14 protein-coding genes are annotated in these 17,093 nt (G+C 59.8%); 4 read left to right on the top strand and 10 right to left on the bottom strand.

Going from position 1 to position 17,093, the window contains the following annotated elements:
- Window positions 1-24: 24 nt before the first annotated feature.
- On the top strand, window positions 25-1,212 hold the full coding sequence (locus tag GVL50_RS07565; protein ID WP_159812343.1) for a pyridoxal phosphate-dependent aminotransferase: 1,188 nt from the start codon (window positions 25-27) through the stop codon (window positions 1,210-1,212).
- A gap of 124 nt (window positions 1,213-1,336) precedes the next feature.
- Here GVL50_RS07565 and GVL50_RS07560 read toward each other — a convergent pair whose 3' ends face one another.
- From GVL50_RS07560 to GVL50_RS07515, 10 genes are all read right to left on the bottom strand, one after another.
- The gene (locus GVL50_RS07560; RefSeq protein WP_159812342.1) at window positions 1,337-2,314 is read right to left on the bottom strand and encodes a D-glycerate dehydrogenase; all 978 of its coding nucleotides are present in this window, start codon (window positions 2,312-2,314) and stop codon (window positions 1,337-1,339) included.
- 13 nt (window positions 2,315-2,327) lie between these two features.
- Window positions 2,328-3,626 (bottom strand): MFS transporter, encoded by a 1,299-nt coding sequence (locus tag GVL50_RS07555; protein ID WP_053120322.1) that lies wholly within the window; start codon window positions 3,624-3,626, stop codon window positions 2,328-2,330.
- Between the two features lie 56 nt (window positions 3,627-3,682).
- Entirely contained in the window at window positions 3,683-4,702 is a 1,020-nt protein-coding gene (locus GVL50_RS07550) for a sugar kinase (RefSeq protein ID WP_159812341.1), read from the bottom strand.
- Entirely contained in the window at window positions 4,695-5,477 is a 783-nt protein-coding gene (locus GVL50_RS07545) for a sugar phosphate isomerase/epimerase (RefSeq protein ID WP_159812340.1), read from the bottom strand. The genes GVL50_RS07550 and GVL50_RS07545 overlap by 8 nt, the downstream gene beginning before the upstream one ends.
- A gap of 157 nt (window positions 5,478-5,634) precedes the next feature.
- Complete coding sequence (locus tag GVL50_RS07540; RefSeq protein ID WP_159812339.1) at window positions 5,635-6,660, bottom strand: LacI family DNA-binding transcriptional regulator; 1,026 nt, start codon at window positions 6,658-6,660, stop codon at window positions 5,635-5,637.
- Window positions 6,661-6,797: 137 nt separating this feature from the next.
- A complete protein-coding gene (locus GVL50_RS07535; protein WP_159812338.1) occupies window positions 6,798-7,406 on the bottom strand; it encodes a LysE family translocator in 609 nt (202 codons plus the stop codon).
- 37 nt (window positions 7,407-7,443) lie between these two features.
- The gene (locus GVL50_RS07530) at window positions 7,444-8,298 is read right to left on the bottom strand and encodes an AraC family transcriptional regulator (RefSeq protein ID WP_159812337.1); all 855 of its coding nucleotides are present in this window, start codon (window positions 8,296-8,298) and stop codon (window positions 7,444-7,446) included.
- A 75-nt stretch (window positions 8,299-8,373) separates the two neighbouring features.
- Complete coding sequence (locus GVL50_RS07525; protein WP_053120314.1) at window positions 8,374-9,015, bottom strand: DUF1345 domain-containing protein; 642 nt, start codon at window positions 9,013-9,015, stop codon at window positions 8,374-8,376.
- A gap of 142 nt (window positions 9,016-9,157) precedes the next feature.
- Window positions 9,158-12,250, bottom strand: a complete 3,093-nt coding sequence (locus tag GVL50_RS07520; protein WP_159812336.1) for an efflux RND transporter permease subunit — start codon at window positions 12,248-12,250, stop codon at window positions 9,158-9,160.
- Window positions 12,251-12,265: 15 nt separating this feature from the next.
- Window positions 12,266-13,423, bottom strand: a complete 1,158-nt coding sequence (locus tag GVL50_RS07515; RefSeq protein ID WP_159812335.1) for an efflux RND transporter periplasmic adaptor subunit — start codon at window positions 13,421-13,423, stop codon at window positions 12,266-12,268.
- 275 nt (window positions 13,424-13,698) lie between these two features.
- On the opposite strand from GVL50_RS07515, the gene GVL50_RS07510 reads away from it, so the two are divergent.
- The 3 genes from GVL50_RS07510 to GVL50_RS07500 all read left to right on the top strand — a co-directional run.
- Complete coding sequence (locus GVL50_RS07510; RefSeq protein ID WP_053120306.1) at window positions 13,699-14,400, top strand: response regulator transcription factor; 702 nt, start codon at window positions 13,699-13,701, stop codon at window positions 14,398-14,400.
- Window positions 14,401-14,404: 4 nt separating this feature from the next.
- Window positions 14,405-15,706: an ATP-binding protein gene (locus tag GVL50_RS07505; protein WP_159812334.1), complete on the top strand. Its 1,302-nt coding sequence runs from the start codon at window positions 14,405-14,407 to the stop codon at window positions 15,704-15,706.
- A 158-nt stretch (window positions 15,707-15,864) separates the two neighbouring features.
- On the top strand, window positions 15,865-17,093 hold a 1,229-nt coding region (locus tag GVL50_RS07500), incomplete at its 3' end, for a hypothetical protein (RefSeq protein ID WP_159812333.1).

Genomic DNA, 17,093 nt, shown 5'->3' with positions numbered 1-17,093 from the left:
AATCCGCGCCATCAGGAGACGTACATGCGCTATTCAGCCTTGACCCAACGAATCGCCGGGGAGGGAGCCGCTGCCTGGCAGATTCACGACCGCGCGCTGGAGCTGCGCGCCGAGGGGGTCGATGTTTTGTTGTTGAGTGTGGGGGATCCGGATTTCGATACGCCGTTGCCGATCATTCACGGTGCCATCGACAGTTTGTTGGCCGGCGACACGCATTATTCCGAAGTACGTGGCCGTACGGAGTTGCGTAAGTTGATTGCCGAGCGGCATCGGCGACGCAGTGGTCAGGCCGTCGATGCTGACAATGTGATCGTCATGCCCGGTGCGCAATGTGCGGTGTATTCGGTGGCGCAATGTCTGCTGGATCCCGGCGACGAGGTGATTGTCGCTGAGCCGATGTACGTGACTTACGAAGGGGTGTTTGGTGCTTGCGGGGCGAAAGTCGTGCCGGTGCCGGTGCGGCCGGAGAACGGTTTTCGCGTGGATCCTGCCGATGTCGCTGCGCGCATCACGCCGAAAACCCGCGCCATGTTGCTCAACAGTCCGAACAATCCCAGCGGCGCGAGCCTGTCATTGCTGATCTGGCAGGAACTGGCGGCGCTGTGTATTCGTCATGATCTGTGGCTTATCAGCGACGAGGTTTACAGCGATCTGCTCTATGAAGGACAGCACGTCAGCCCGGCAAGTTTACCGGGCATGGCTGAGCGCACGGCGACGATCAATAGTCTGTCGAAATCCCATGCGATGACCGGGTGGCGCATCGGTTGGACGATCGGGCCTAAGTCGTTGGCCGAGCATTTGGTCAATCTGTCGTTGAGCATGTTGTTCGGGCTGCCGGACTTTGTGCAGAAAGCGGCAGAGGTGGCGCTGGCGACAGATTTGCCGGAGGTGACGCAGATGCGTGAGGAGTATCGCTTGCGCCGGGATCTGGTCTGCGATCGCTTGCGCGGATGCCCGGGTTTGCACCCGATCCGGCCGGATGGCGGGATGTTTGTGATGGTCGATGTGCGCCAGACCGGATTGGGCGCGCAGGCATTTGCTTCGCAGTTGCTCGAAGGTTATGGGGTTTCGGTGTTGGCGGGTGAGGCGTTCGGGCCGAGCGCGGCGGGGCATATTCGCATCGGGCTGGTGGTGGATCGGGTGAAACTGGCGGATGCCTGTGCGCGGATTGCGTTGTGTGCGGCGCAGCTTTTACAGGTACGCAGTGCCTGATGGATTTGTGTTGCTTTCACCGGCCTCTTCGCGAGCAAGCTTTGCTCCTACAGGTGCAATGCTGATCTGCATTTGTAGGAGCAGAGCTTGCTCGCGAAGGCGGCTTTGAAAGCGCTACAAAACCTCAGCCCTGCCAGGCAGTTGGATTCACCAGATTCGCCGGTTTCTGCCCAGCCAATGCCGCGAGCAGATTCTCCACAGCACACCGCGCCATCGCTTCGCGCGTCTCATGCGTGGCTGAACCCATGTGCGGCGTTGCCACCACATTGCTGAGCTGCAACAACGGCGAATCATGATTGAGCGGCTCTCGCTCAAACACATCCAGCCCCGCCGCACGAATGCGGTTGTTACGCAGCGCATCAATCATCGCCGTCTCATCAACCACCTTGCCCCGCGAGATGTTGATGAAAATGCTCTCTGGCCGCATCAATGCAAACTGATCAGCACCGATCAAGCCTTCGGTCTGCGCCGTCAGCGGCAAGGTCAGGCAAATGAAATCGGCCTGCTGCAACAAGTCTTCAAGGCTTCGATACTGCGCAGCAAATCGCGCCTCAACCGCCGGTTTACGCGAATTGCTGTGATAGATCACCGGCATGCCAAAACCGAAATGCCCGCGCTGCGCCAACGCCTCGCCGATGCGGCCCATGCCGATAATCCCCAGCGTCTTGCCATGCACATCGGTGCCGAAATGCGCCGGGCCGATGTTTCGGCTCCATTGACCACCGCGCACCATGTTCGCCAGTTCCACCACACGGCGAGCAGCGGCGAGGATCAGGGCAAAACCGGTGTCGGCAGTGGTTTCGGTGAGGACATCCGGGGTGTTGGTCAGCAGGATCTTTCGTTGACTCAGGTAATCAATGTCGTAGTTGTCGACGCCCACCGAAACACTGGCGATGGCCTCCAGTTGCGGCGCCAGATCAAGCAGCGCCGCATCCAGTTTCAGACTGGCGCCGAGCAAACCCTGGGCACGGGGCAGGGCGTCACGCAATTGCATGAGGCCGTCGGCATCGAGGCTGTTGATCAGCGTGACTTCGGACTGCTCTTGCAGGCGCGCCATCAGCGCGGGCGACAGTTTTTTGTACAACACGACGTGTTTTTTCATGGCAGAAATCTCTTCAGGAGTGAGCCGGCACGGCGCGCGTGGCCACGGCTTTGGCGACGACGCGATCACTGGCGCCGGGCTTGAGGAAAATCGTCAGCACCACCGACAGCAGCAACGCGCCGCTCATCAACAAATACGAGGCGCCGGGCGAACCGGTGGAGCTGTTCAAGTAACCGACCAGGTACGAGCCGCCGAACGAGCCGAGCGCACCCATGCTGTTGATCAACGCCATCGCGCCGCCCGCGACATTGGCCGGCAGAATCTCCGGAACGATTGCGAAGAACGGCCCGTAAGGCGCGTACATGCAGGCGCCGGCGATCACCAGCAACGTGTACGACCACCAGAAATGTTCCGCGCCCAGCGCGTAGGAGCCGTAGAACGCAATGGAGGCAATCAGCAGCGGCGGCCAGACGAAACGTTTGCGCTTTTGCAGTTTGTCCGAGCCCCACGACACCACCAGCATGCCGATCACCGCCGCCAGATATGGCAGCGCCGACAGCCAGCCGGCCTCGATCATGTCCATTTCTGCGCCGGCCTTGAGGATCGACGGCAGCCACAATACGAAGCCGTAAACACCGATGCTCCAGCAGAAAAACTGCAGCGCGAGAATGATGACTTTTGGCGAACGGAATGCTTCGGCGTAGTTTTTCACCGCTTTGATGCCGACCTGTTCGGCGGCGAGGGCGCTTTCCAGATCGTGCTTTTCCTCGTCGCTGAGCCACTTGGCCTGGGACGGACGATCATCGGCCAGACGCCACCAGATAAATGCCCAAAGCACCGCCGGCAGACCTTCGATGATGAACATCCAGCGCCAGCTGAAATGCTGCACCAGATAGCCCGACACCACCGACATCCACAGCATGGTCACCGGGTTGCCGAGGATCAGAAAGGTGTTGGCGCGCGAGCGTTCGGCGCGGGTGAACCAGTGGCACAGGTAGACCAGCATCGCCGGCATGACGGCGGCTTCGACCACTCCGAGCATGAAGCGGATGACGATCAGCCAGTAAGCGTTGGAGACCACACCGGTCAACGTGGCGAGGCCGCCCCAGAGGATCAGGCTGACGAAAATCAGCTTCTTCACGCTGTGTTTTTGCGCGTAGATCGCGCCCGGCACCTGGAAGAAAAAGTAGCCGAGGAAGAACAGTGCACCGAGCAGGGAGGACAGGCCCGGGGTGATCATCAAGTCAGCGGCCATGCCCGAAGCAGCGGCGAAACCGTAGTTGGCGCGATCGAGGTACGCCAGGCTGTAGGTGATGAACACGATGGGCATGATGTACCACCAGCGGCGGGCGGCGAGGGTTGCGGTTTTCATGGCGTTGCTCCTGAGCTTGTTGTTTTTGTCGCAGCAGGTTCAAATTTATGTAGCGCTTATGCGGGCCTCTTCGCGAGCAAGCCCGCTCCCACAGGGGACTGCATTCCAAATGTGGGAGCGGGCTTGCTCGCGAAAGCGGTTTCAAATTCAACGGATAACTCCAGGCGAGTCGGCAAACCCTCCATATCCCCGCGACTCTGCACCGCTCGACTGCCAATCCAGTTCGCCCGCTGCACGGCCTCGGCAAAACTCTGATGCTCGAGCAAAGCGCTGATCATCCCGACCGCAAAACCGTCACCGGCGCCGACCGTATCGACCACCTGCGCCACCGGCACACCGTCGACAAAACCCTGAGTCTGCTGCGTGCGGTAATAGGCACCCTGCGGGCCGAGTTTGATCGCCACGGCTTCTGCACCCTGATCGAGATAGAACGCGGCAATGTCCGCCGGATCATCAAACCCGGTGAGCAAACGACCTTCGCTCAACCCTGGCAGCACCCAGTGGGCGAGGGCGGCGAGGCGGTTGATCTCGCTGATCATCTCGCGCTCGCTGGCCCACAGGCTTGGGCGCAGGTTGGGATCGAACGACACGCTGCGTCCGGCATTGCGCATGCGCGTCATCAGTTCGAAGGACATTTCCCGTGCCGTGGCGGACAGCGCTGGCGGAATGCCGGTGGCGTGCAGATGGCGCGCACTGAGCAGCGTTTCGTTGATCGAACGCGGCGATAAGTGACTGGCCGCCGAACCGCGACGGAAGTATTCGACCTGCGGATCGCTGCCATCGTCACTGCGCGACTTGAACTGAAACCCGGTCGGGTGTTGCGGATCGACCGCGACATGGCTGCAATCCAGACCTTCATTGGCCAGCGTCTGCACCACGAAGCGACCGAGCGAATCATTGCCAACACGGCTCAGCCACGCGACGTTGAAACCCAGCCGCGACAGGCCGATGGCGACGTTACTGTCGGCGCCGGCAATGCGCTTGTGAAACTGTTCGACGGTGGCCAGATCACCGCTCTGCTCGGCGACCAGCATCGCCATGGTTTCGCCGAACGAGAGAATATCGATCTCAGACATGAGCAGGCTCCAGACGGGATTGGCCGAGGCGGGCGAGGGCGGCGACGTGTTCAGTGGTCAGTTGCACCAGGTCTTCGCCTTGCAGCGGGTATTCAGCGGCGCGCATAACGCCTTGGGCCATGTGCCGCAGCAGTTGTTCCCACACGTACAGGTCGGTGGCGGCGGGCGGCACGGCGACCAGTTTGCCGTCGGCGCGGCGGGCCACGGCTTTGCAATGCACGTAACCGACATGACGCCCCAACAGCCGCGCGGCGCTGGCGGCGGACTGGTCTTGCCACTGCCAGTTGCCGATGTCGAAGGTCATCTTGATAGGCAGGTTGTGCTGTTCGACGGCGGTGAAAAAACGTTGAAACGGCTCGATGCGACCGCCGTGCAGGGTTTGATCGTTCTCGACCAGCAGTTGCACCGGACTCTGTTGCAGGCGCTGGGCCAAGGCTTGCAGGTCGTTGGTGTCGGTGAAGTAGCCGAGGGAGACCTTCAGCCATTTCGAACCGAACGCTTCGGTGTGTTGCAACGCGTTGATCAGCTCCGGGTTGGGCTGCGCGTGGCCGGCGAGCCACAGTTCGGTCGGCGAGGAGTAGATGCTTTCCAGGCCTAAAACCTGAGTGGCTTCGGCGAGTTGCGCGGGGACTTCTCGGGTGAGCAATTCCTCGCGCCATTCGATGCGATCGGCACCGGCGGCGGCCAGTACATCGATGAAAAAGTCTTGTCCGCGCTGGCGCACGAGCTCGGCGCCATAGCTGGACAGGCTGATGGAAACGGCGGGTTTATTCATTGTTATTGACCTCTGAAACCGGTTTCATTTTTGTTCAAAAAAATATCATGTGGTTTTTGTGCTGAGCCTTTAGGGCCTCTTCGCGAGCAAGCCCGCTCCCACATTTGAAATGCGATCCCCTGTGGGAGCGGGCTTGCTCGCGAAGGGGCCATCACACTCACCGCAAATCCCCCCGGGTCGACCCACGCTCAACCAACATCGGCGCAAAATCCAGCACCCGTACCGCCGCATCATCCCCACGCAAGCGCTTGAGCAAACAGTCAAACGCCCGCGCGCCAATCTCTTCAGTGGGCTGGGCCAGCGCGGTAATTCCGCTGCCCACCAATGGATACCAATCCAGATCATCCAGCGCGATCAGCCCGACATCCTCAAACAAGCGGCAGCCGATTTCCTTCAACGCGCGGGTGCTGGCCAACGCCGCCACGCCATTGGCGCAGAACAGCGCTTTAGGGCCAGCAGATGAAGTTTTCAAAAAGGTTTGCAGTTCGGCGGCAAGGTCGTCGGAGGTCTCCAGCACTGCGCCATTCAGCTTCGAGCGCTGGGCGATCTGTTGCTGAAAACTGCTGACTCGCTCGATCCGCGAACTGGTGCCGTCGTAGGGCTCAGTCACCAGCAGCACCTCTTGATAGCCGCGTTGCTCAAGGTGGGTGAGGGCCATTTCCACGGCGTGCGGGTTGTTCAACCCGACCATGTCGCTGTCGAGCCCGTCGACTTTGCGATCCACCAGCACCATCGGCATTTCACGGTGCAGTTCGTGCAATTCGTCGCGATGATGACCCAGGGTGTTCACGATCAAGCCTTCGATGTTGTACGAGCGCAGCAGCGCGAGGTGCTGGCGTTCCTGCTCGTCATCGCGGTCGGTGTTGCACACCACCAGGCTGTAGCCGTGCGCACGGCAGGCGGTTTCCACCCCGTGCATCACGGCAATTGAATAAGGGTTGCGGATATCGGCGACGAGCATGCCGATCAGGCGCGTGCGCCCTCGTTTCAGACCACGAGCCATTTGATTCGGGCGATAGCCGAGTTCAGCGATTGCCTGTTCGATGCGCAGGGCAATGGCATCGGAAAGCAGGGCGCGGTCTTCGCCGATGAAGCGCGAGACACTGGCCTTGGAAACGCCAGCGCGCTCGGCAACGTCAAGCATGGTCACGCGGCTGCGCTGGGCGGCGGAAAAGTCGTTCACGGTCTGAAACCTTGTTATTGGATTTATAGGTTCAGTCGCTGTGAGAGGCGCTGAAACCGGTTTCAGGAAACACCAGAATCAAATCGTCCGTCAAGTAAATGATCGCCGCGCGGTGTATGAGCACCGACGAGCGGCGCTTAAATCAACACGCTCAGCCATGCCGAACAGAGCAGCAGAACCGCCATCAAACGGTTGAACCGTTGCAACGCGCGCGGTGAGCGCAACCACCGTGCAGAGCCGGCGCCGAGCAGCGCCCAGATGCCCAAACAAGGAAGCGAGATCAGGAAAAACAGCAGTGACAGGATCACCACATGCGCCATTCGGGCTTCACCGTTGTCGGCAAAGACGCTGACCACGGCCAACGCCATCATCCAGGTCTTCGGATTGATCAATTGCAAACTGGCCGCTCCCGCCAGCCCTAATCGAGCCCCTGTTTGTTGTGTATTCAGTTCTACGGCGGGCGCACGAAATATCTGCCAGGCCAAGTAACTCAGCCAGGCCACGCCGATCCACTGCATGGCTTTCCGTACGCCGGGTAATTCCGTCAACGCCGAGCCGGCGCCACTGCCGACCACCAACACCAGCAACGCCGCCGCCGCGCAGGCGCCGAAAATGATTGGCAATGCGGCAACGAGACCGTAACGGGCGCTGTTGCTCAGCACCAGAATATTGGTCGGGCCGGGGGTAATCGAGGCGACAAACGCGAACAGCAAAAAGGGCAGTAACGTCGGGAAAGTAGAGAGCATCGCAGGCAAACTTCCTTGAAGATCGATAAGCCGATCTTCAGTGCTTGCCCGCTGCCATGTCTGGAAGATTTGAGCAGCGATTGCGATACATCGCCGGGGTCAGGCCGTAAGCGCGCACGAACCAGCGACCGAGATGGCTTTGATCAGAAAAACCCAGTTCCACCGCCACCGCAGCCGGTTGCTCGCCGCTGGCTAACAGACGCCGTGCCTTCGCCAGGCGCAGTTGCACCAGATAGGCGTGGGGCGCCAGTCCATACGCAGCCTTGAAGGCGCGGGTCAGGCGAAAGCGGTCAACACCGATAGCGGCCGCCACTTGCTCCAGGCCAATGTCCTGATGCGCGTGGGCATGCAAATAGTCGCGAGCTTTTTGCGCCACCAGCGGCAAGCGTGGGTCAGCGCCGTAACGCGTGCGCCAGTGCAAATGGCGGGTGAGTTGGCCGAGTAGATTGTCCAGCGCAGTCTGACGGACAATTTTCAGCTCGCCACCGTGCAGCGTCTGAAAGGCCATTTGCGTGGCCTGCATCAGTTGCGGATCGGTGATCAAGGTATTGGCGACACTCAGTTGGCTATTGAGCGGAGCATCTTCGAACAGGGCGCCAAGTTCGCGTTCGATCCACGCCGGATCGAGATACAGCATGCGATAGGTGAAGCCGCCCTCGGTGGGCGCGTCGCCGTCATGAATATCGCCCGGCTCCAGCAGAAACACTTTGCCCGGCGTGCTCTGGTGCTTCGTGCGCCGACAGTTGAATTGCTGCACGCCTTGTTCGGTGATGCCGACCAGATAGCTGTCATGCCAATGCGGATCGTAAGCATGGCCCTTGAAATGCGCGCGCAGAGTCTCGATGCCGGTGTCGGCATCCTGGGCCAGATCGATCCAGTTTTGAGAGTCCATGCCGCACCTGTCGGGCAAAGTTTCGGGCAATTTAGCGCTGCTGTTGGCGAGTCGCCTAGAAGATTTGTGCAGCGCTCAACCAAACAGACCGGCAGCAATGTTGATCGAGAAACCCAGAATCGCCGTGTTGAACACGAAACCGAGTAACGATTGCAACAGCACGATCTTGCGCAGTTGCCGGGTCGCCACGCCCACGTCAGAGGTTTGCACTGCGACGCCGATGGTGAAGGAAAAGTACAAAAAGTCCCAATAATTGGGCGTGGTCAGCCCTTCGGCGAAGCGCAGCGCCGGCTCCTTGTCTTTGCAGGTGTAATACAGGCGCGCGTAATGCACACAGAAAATCACCCCGATCAGCAGCCACGAACCGATCACCGTTAGCGCGGTGAAGGCGTAGTGAATCAACTTGCGGTTGGTTTCCAGATCCTTGCTGCCTGCCAGTTCGAAGGTGATGGTGGCAAGGCTGGCCATGGCGGCGATGCAGACGACGAACAACACTAGTGCGGCGTTTTCGTCTTCGACTTCGGCGATGCGTTGGACGTCAGGCGCTTTCGCACGGATTGTCAGCCAGAGCATCAGAACCAGATACGTCCAGACGCCGGCGTTCCAACCGATAAGGATTTTACTGACGATGGAATCGGCGGGGGCCAGAAGTCCGGTAGCGAGACCGACCAGTGCGGCGGCGGACAGGCGAGGGTGGGTGCGAGCAAGAAAGCGCATGAGGACTCACGTTAGCGAACTGTCCCAGCACCATAGCGCACGCCAGAGGGCTTTTGTAGGAGCTGCCGCAGGCTGCGATCTTTTGACCCTGGTTCTAAAGATCAAAAGATCGCAGCCTGCGGCAGCTCCTACAGGGGGTGCATTATTTTTTGGAGCGGTGTACGAGCTTCATGACGACGACGAAGAATACCGGCACGAAAATCACCGCCAACGTCGCGGTGATCATCCCGCCAATCACACCCGTCCCGATCGCCTGCTGACTCGCCGAACTGGCGCCGGTCGCAATCGCCAACGGCACAACACCAAGAATGAACGCTAGCGATGTCATCACAATCGGCCGCAGACGCAGTCGTGCCGCCTGCAAGGTCGCGTCGATCAGGTCATGGCCATCGTCGTACAGGCTCTTGGCGAACTCGATGATCAGGATCGCGTTCTTCGCCGACAGACCAATAATGGTGATCAGCCCGACCTTGAAGAACACATCGTTGGGCATGCCCCGTAAGGTCACCGCCAGTACCGCGCCGAGTACACCAAGCGGCACGACGAGCAGCACCGAGGTCGGAATCGACCAGCTCTCGTAAAGCGCCGCCAGACACAGGAACACAATCAGCAGCGACAACCCGAGCAGGATCGGCGCCTGACTGCCAGACAAGCGTTCCTGCAACGACAGCCCCGTCCACTCCTGTCCCAAGCCTTTCGGCCCTTGCGCGACCAGGCGCTCAATCTCAGCCATGGCCTCACCGGTGCTGTGCCCCGGTGTCGGTTCGCCGGAAATCGCAATCGCCGGATAACCGTTGTAACGCGTCAACTGCGCCGGGCCCTGAATCCATTTGGCCTGGACGAATGCCGACAACGGCACCATTTTTCCGGCGTTGTTGCGCACGTGCATTTTCAGCAGATCATCAACCTGACTGCGTTGATCACCTTCAGCCTGTACCACCACACGCTGCATACGCCCCTGATTGGGGAAGTCGTTGATGTACGAGGAACCGACAGCGGTGGACAGCACGTTGCCGATATCCGCAAACGACACACCCAAGGCATTCGCCTGTTTACGGTCGACTTCAAGCTGTACTTGCGGCGCTTCAGCCAATGCGCTTTCGCGTACGTTCATCAACACCGGGCTTTTTTCCGCTGCGGCGAGCAACTCTGTCCGCGCCTGCATCAACGTGGCGTGGCCGAGACCGCCGCGATCCTGCAGGCGGAATTCGAAGCCGCTAGAGGTGCCCAGGCCATCGATTGGCGGCGGCAACACGGCAAACGCCATCGCATCCTTGATCTGGCTAAGGGCGGCGTTGGCGCGGTCGGCAATCGAACTGGCCGAGTCATCGTTGCCACGTTCAGACCAGTCCTTGAGTGTGCTGAACGCCAACGCGGCGTTCTGCCCGCTACCGGAGAAACTGAAGCCGAGAATCACCACGCTGTCGCTGATCCCGGGCTCGCCGGCGTTGTGCGCCTCGAACTGCTCGGCCACTTGTACCGTACGGTTTTTGGTAGCACCGGGCGGCAATTGGATGTCAGTGATGGTGTAGCCCTGATCCTCAACCGGCAGGAACGAGGAGGGCAGGCGCATAAAGCACAGGCCAAGACCGACCAGCAGCACCACGTAAATCAGCAGATAACGACCGGTACGTTTGAGCGCATAGCCGACCCAGCCTTGATAACGCTCGGTCAGTTGCTCGAAGCGGCGGTTGAACCAGCCGAAAAATCCGCTTTTCTCGTGATGCTCGCCCTTGGCAATCGGCTTGAGCAAGGTCGCGCACAGCGCCGGGGTCAGGGTCAGGGCAAGGAACGCCGAGAACAGAATCGAGGTCGCCATCGACAGCGAGAACTGCTGGTAAATCACCCCGACCGAGCCCTGCATAAAGGCCATCGGAATAAACACAGCGACCAGCACCAACGTAATGCCGATGATCGCGCCGGTGATCTGCGTCATCGCTTTGCGCGTGGCCTCCTTGGGCGACAGCCCCTCGGTGGCCATGATCCGCTCGACGTTCTCCACCACGACAATGGCGTCGTCGACCAAAATGCCGATGGCCAACACCATGCCGAACATGGTCAGTACGTTGATCGAGAAACCGAGCGCCAGCATGGTCGCGAAGGTACCCATCAAAGCGACCGGCACCACCAGCGTCGGGATCAGCGTGTAGCGGATGTTTTGCAGAAACAGGAACATCACCGCAAATACCAGCAGCATCGCCTCGCCCAAGGTGTAAACCACTTTGGTGATCGAGACCTTTACGAACGGCGACGTGTCGTACGGAATCTTGTATTCCACGCCGGCCGGGAAGTAGCGCGACAGCTCATCCATTTTCGCCCGCACCAGTGTCGCAGTGGCGAGTGCATTGGCGCCCGGCGACAACTGCACGCCGACGGCGGTGGATGGCTTGCCGTTCAAACGCGTGCCGAACTGGTATTCCTGACTGCCGATCTCGACCCGCGCCACATCACCGATGCGCACGGTGGAACCGTCCGGATTGGCCTTGAGCACGATGTCGGCGAATTCTTCCGGCGTCGACAATTGGCCTTTGACCAGAATGGTCGCGGTGATTTCCTGGCTCGACGGGTTCGGCAAATCACCAATGCTACCGGCAGACACCTGTGCATTCTGAGCAGTGATCGCGGCATTAACGTCGGCCGGGGTCAGGTTGAAGCCGATCAGTTTTTGCGGATCGACCCAAATGCGCATGGCGCGTTCGGCGCCGTACAGCTGAGCCTTGCCGACGCCGTCCAGACGCTTGATCTCGTTCATCACGTTGCGCGCCAGATAATCACTGAGCGCTACGTCATCAAGTTTGCCGTCGCTGGACGTCAGGGTGATCAACAGCAGGAAGCCTGAGGAAACCTTCTCCACCTGCAAGCCTTGCTGATTCACCGCTTGCGGCAGACGCGACTCGACCACTTTCAGACGGTTTTGCACATCAACCTGGGCCAGCTCGGGATTAGTCCCCGGCTGGAACGTGGCTTTGATCGTCGCGCTGCCGAGGCTGCTCTGCGATTCGAAGTACAACAAGTGATCGGCACCGTTGAGTTCTTCTTCGATCAGGCTGACCACGCTTTCATCGACGGTCTGCGCCGAGGCGCCGGGGTACACGGCATAGATTTCGATCTGTGGCGGCGCGACGTCGGGGTACTGCGCCACCGGTAATTGCGGGATGGCCAGCGCGCCGGCCAAGAGGATGAACAACGCGACCACCCAGGCAAACACCGGGCGGTCGATAAAGAACTGCGGCATATAAAAGCGTCCTGCTTACTGACCAGAGGTCTGGGCAAGTGGAAGAGGGGTGTCGTCGATCTGCACTTTCTCGCCGGGACGGGCGTGTTGCAGGCCTTCGATGACAATGCGGTCGCCGGGCTTGAGACCGCCGGTGACAATCCAGCGATCGTTCTGCACCGCACCCAGTTGCACCGGTTGCAGGGCGACGCGCATTTGCTCATCGACCGTCAGCACCTGAGCGATACCGGCGCTGTCACGCTGCACCGCGCGTTGCGGCACGGTCAGGCCATTGGCAATGGTTGCCTGCTCCAGACGCACGCGGACAAAACTGCCCGGCAGCAAATCGAGATCCGGGTTAGGGAATTCGCTGCGCAGGATGATCTGGCCAGTGCCCGGGTCGACGGTGATGTCGGCAAACAGCAATTTGCCCGGCAGCGGATAAAGACTGCCGTCGTCCTGAATCAGCGTGGCTTTGACCTGATCCTGACCGACCTGCTGCAATTGCCCGGAGCGAAACGCACGGCGCAGTTCATTGAGTTCACGGGTCGACTGAGTGACGTCGGCGTGAATCGGGTTGAGCTGCTGAATCAGCGCCAATGGCGTGGTTTCGTTCTGCCCGACCAGTGCGCCTTCCGTCACCAGCGCCCGACCAATACGACCGGAGATCGGCGCAGTGACGGTGGCGTAACCCAGACTCAGCTTCGCTCGTTCCACGGCAGCCTTGTTGGCCGCGACGTCCGCGGCGGTTTGGCGAGCGGTGGCTCGGGCGTTGTCGTAATCCTGAGCACTGATGGCCTTGTCGCCGATCAGCTGCGCATAACGCTGTTCCTGCAATCTGGCCTGAAACGCATTGGCCTCGGCCTTGCGCAGCGCGGCTTCGGCGCTGTCGAGGTCAGCCTTGAACGGCGCCGGGTCGATGCGGAACAGCACCTGACCTTTTTTCACGTCGCTGCCTTCGCGGAAGGTGCGCTCCAGCACCACGCCAGCCACCCGTGCACGCACCTCGGCGATACGCGGCGCGGCGATGCGGCCACTGAGTTCGCTGCTCAGCGTCAACGGGCGGGCTTCGAGGGTTTCGATGCGCACCGTGGCCGGCGGCGCCTGTTCTTCGGCGTTCGAAGATGAATCACACGCGCTCAGCGTCAGCGCCAATGCGATCAGGCCGAGCCCGGCCAGCAGTTTGTTCGACATGTACCACCCCCAATATTGATGCCCGCATCCTACGGACAGTCGCCGAGAGTAGCGGTGAAGCTTTGTAGGCGCTGTGTGAAATTGTGTAAGGGTTTTACTCAGGGACGGGTGAGGGCGTATATCCTTTAGCCCTTGAAATTTATTGCGACAGATGAACCGCCATCGCGAGCAGGCTCACTCCTACACTGTTCTGTGTTGACCACAAATCACTTGTAGGAGTGAGCCTGCTCGCGATTGGGATTTATCAGTCGCCACAGCACTTTTCTGGAACACCCATGCCCAACATCCTCCTGGTCGAAGACGACACCGCCCTCGCCGAACTGATTTCCAGCTACCTCGAACGCAATGGCTACAGCGTCAGCGTCATCGGCCGTGGCGATCACGTGCGTGAACGGGCGCGGATCAATCCGCCGGATCTGGTGATTCTCGACCTGATGCTGCCGGGGCTTGATGGCTTACAGGTCTGTCGCCTGCTGCGCGCCGACTCGGCAACGCTGCCGATCCTGATGCTCACCGCGCGCGATGACAGCCACGATCAAGTGCTCGGTCTGGAAATGGGCGCCGACGATTACGTCACCAAACCCTGCGAGCCGCGCGTCTTGCTCGCCCGCGTCCGTACGTTGTTACGGCGCAGCAGCCTCGGCGAACCGGTGACCGCCAACGACCGCATCCTCATGGGCAACCTGTGCATCGACCTGTCCGAGCGCACGGTGACCTGGCGCGATCAACCGGTGGAACTGTCCAGCGGCGAATACAACCTGTTGGTGGTGTTGGCCCGACATGCCGGCGAAGTGCTCAGCCGTGATCAGATTCTGCAACGCCTGCGCGGCATCGAATTCAACGGCACCGATCGCTCGGTTGACGTGGCGATTTCCAAGTTGCGTCGCAAGTTCGATGACCACGCCGGCGAGGCGCGCAAGATCAAAACCGTGTGGGGCAAGGGTTACCTGTTCAGCCGTTCGGAATGGGAATGCTGAGCTGATGTTTCGCATCCTGTTTCGCCTGTATCTGGTGACGATCATCTCGTACAGCGCGGCGATTTATCTGGTGCCGGATCTGGTGGTGATGGCGTTTCGCGAACGCTTTGTCACTTACAACCTCGATTATTCCCGTGGCCTGCAATCGTTGATCAGCAAGCAGTTCCGCGCTGTACCGCAAGATCAGTGGCCGGCGCTGGCGCAGTCGATGGACAAGGACTTCCAGCCGCTGCACATCGTCCTCGCCCGTATTGATAGCGCCGACTTCACTGCCATCGAGCAGGGACGCCTGCGCCGTGGTGAAAACGTCGTGCGCATTGGTGATTGGGGCTGGCGCACGCTGGCGGTGGCGCCGCTCAATGATGACGTTGCGGTGCAAATGGTGGTGCCGCCGGATCCGATGGACGTCAACTTGTTGTACTGGAGCATCAACGTGCTGATCGGCGCGTCGTTGCTCGCGTGTCTGTTGCTGTGGTTGCGCCCGCACTGGCGCGATCTCGAACGCCTCAAGGGTACTGCCGAACGTTTCGGCAAAGGCCATTTGAGCGAGCGAACGAAGATCGCCCGCAGCTCGAATATCGGCAGTCTGGCCAATGTGTTCGACACCATGGCCGGCGACATAGAGAACCTGCTCAATCAGCAACGTGACCTGCTCAATGCGGTATCCCACGAATTGCGCACACCGTTGACGCGTCTGGATTTCGGCCTTGCGTTGGCCTTGTCCGATGATCTGCCGGCCGCCAGCCGCGAACGTCTGCAAGGGCTGGTCGCGCACATTCGTGAACTCGATGAACTGGTGCTGGAGTTGCTCTCCTACAGCCGCTTGCAGAACCCGGCGCAGTTGCCGGAACAGGTCGAAGTCTCGCTGGATGAGTTTATCGACAGTATTCTGGGCAGTGTCGATGAGGAACTGGAATCGCCGGAAATCGTCATCGACGTGTTGTTGCACGGGCAGCTTGAGCGTTTTTCGCTGGATCCGCGCCTGACTGCCAGGGCGATCCAGAACCTGCTGCGCAACGCCATGCGTTATTGCGAGAAACGCATTCAGATTGGCGTGCAGGTCAAGGATGAAGGTTGTGAAATCTGGGTCGACGATGACGGTATCGGGATTCCGGATGACGAGCGTGAGCGGATTTTCGAGCCGTTCTATCGCCTTGACCGCAGTCGTGATCGCGCTACGGGCGGATTTGGTCTCGGACTGGCAATCAGTCGCCGGGCACTGGAAGCGCAGGGCGGTTCTTTGACAGTGGAAGCCTCGCCGTTGGGTGGCGCACGGTTCCGTTTGTGGTTACCGGCAATCAGCTGATTGGGTAGTTAGCCGATGAACGGTCACGTTTTCCGTTCATTTTTCAAACACACCTGTCAGATCTGACAGTTGCGCCCCTTTGCGCTGCAGTATCTGATGGAAAGAACAGGTTTCCCGTTCTTTCCAATCCTGGATACCTGCTGCAAAGGACTGACGTCATGGCCGCTGCAACCCTCGAAAAGCCTATTGTTTTTGGCATGAAAGAACCGGTTTCTTCGCCGCAACCGGCTGATGGCGGGTTGCCGTTAGCGCTGACGTATCTCTATCCCCAAGGAGTCAGGGTGTTGATTGATCCGCCGGCGAGTGTCTTGGCAGGAGACACGCTCGCGCTGCGCCTGAATGCTCAAACGGTGACAACCAGACACATCGCAGCGGGCGAGGAAAACCAGACCTTGAGCCTTTACGTGGGCGCCAGGCTTTGGCAAGACGGGCTTAACACGCTTGAATACGGGCTGGTTCGAGCCGATGTCGAACTGGAAACTTCGCATCCGCTAAGGATCTGGTTTCACAAAAAGCGTCCGGGTTTGGTGGATTTGTTTCCGCAGCGCGAAGGTCATTCGGAACTGAAGCTGGAGGTTGCACAGTCGATTCTTGATCAGGGGGTGAATACCGAACGGGCTCACCAAGGTGTTGAAGTCAGCTTGTTCTACCCGTTGATGAGGGCGGGCGACAGACTCAATCTTGATTGCAACGGGATCGTGCTGAGCCATGTTGTCACTGAGAGCGAGGTGGAACTCGGGAAGCCGGTGGTGGTGATCATCGATGAGGCAACGTTCATTGCCGCTGGGGACAACCCGAATTTTCCCCTGAGCTTCACGGTTTACGACTGTCTGGACAACGGCCCGGACACCAATAGTCCGGACTCTGCCGACGTGTTCCTTTTCGTCAACCTCAACGGCACGTGGTTCGACCCGCCGATTGTCAGTGAGGATGCCAACGACGCCGAAGACGATCCCGATATCCTTGACCTCGACAAACTCGATGGCGCGCCAGCCATGGCGCAAATTTATGTGCCCCGCAGTTGGTTGAAGGGTGACGAAATTCATCTGACCTGCCGTTTCCGGGCGGCTAGCGGTGGTGAAGCCACTTTGGCGCTGACCGATACGGTAAAAAACGCGCCGTTCCTGTACAAACTCCCGGTGCCGAACGATGCCCTTTCCGCTGCCACGGGGGGAACGGCGGTTTTTTTCTACACCCGGGTCAGTGGTGGCGTGCCACTGGAGCGCTCGGAAGCAACAACGGTCAGCATCGTGGGTGCTGCGACTTCCGATCTTCTGCCACCGACATTGGTCGGCAGTGGTGATGAACTTGATCCGCTGGACTTTCCTGAAGGGCTCATCGCTCGCATCGAGTATGCGGATGCACGGGACGGCGATCAGGCCAAGCT

The sequence above is a fragment of the Pseudomonas sp. 18058 genome, from assembly GCF_902706155.1.
Taxonomy (GTDB): Bacteria; Pseudomonadota; Gammaproteobacteria; order Pseudomonadales; family Pseudomonadaceae; genus Aquipseudomonas; species Aquipseudomonas rustica.
This window is presented reverse-complemented; position numbering and strand designations above follow the sequence as displayed.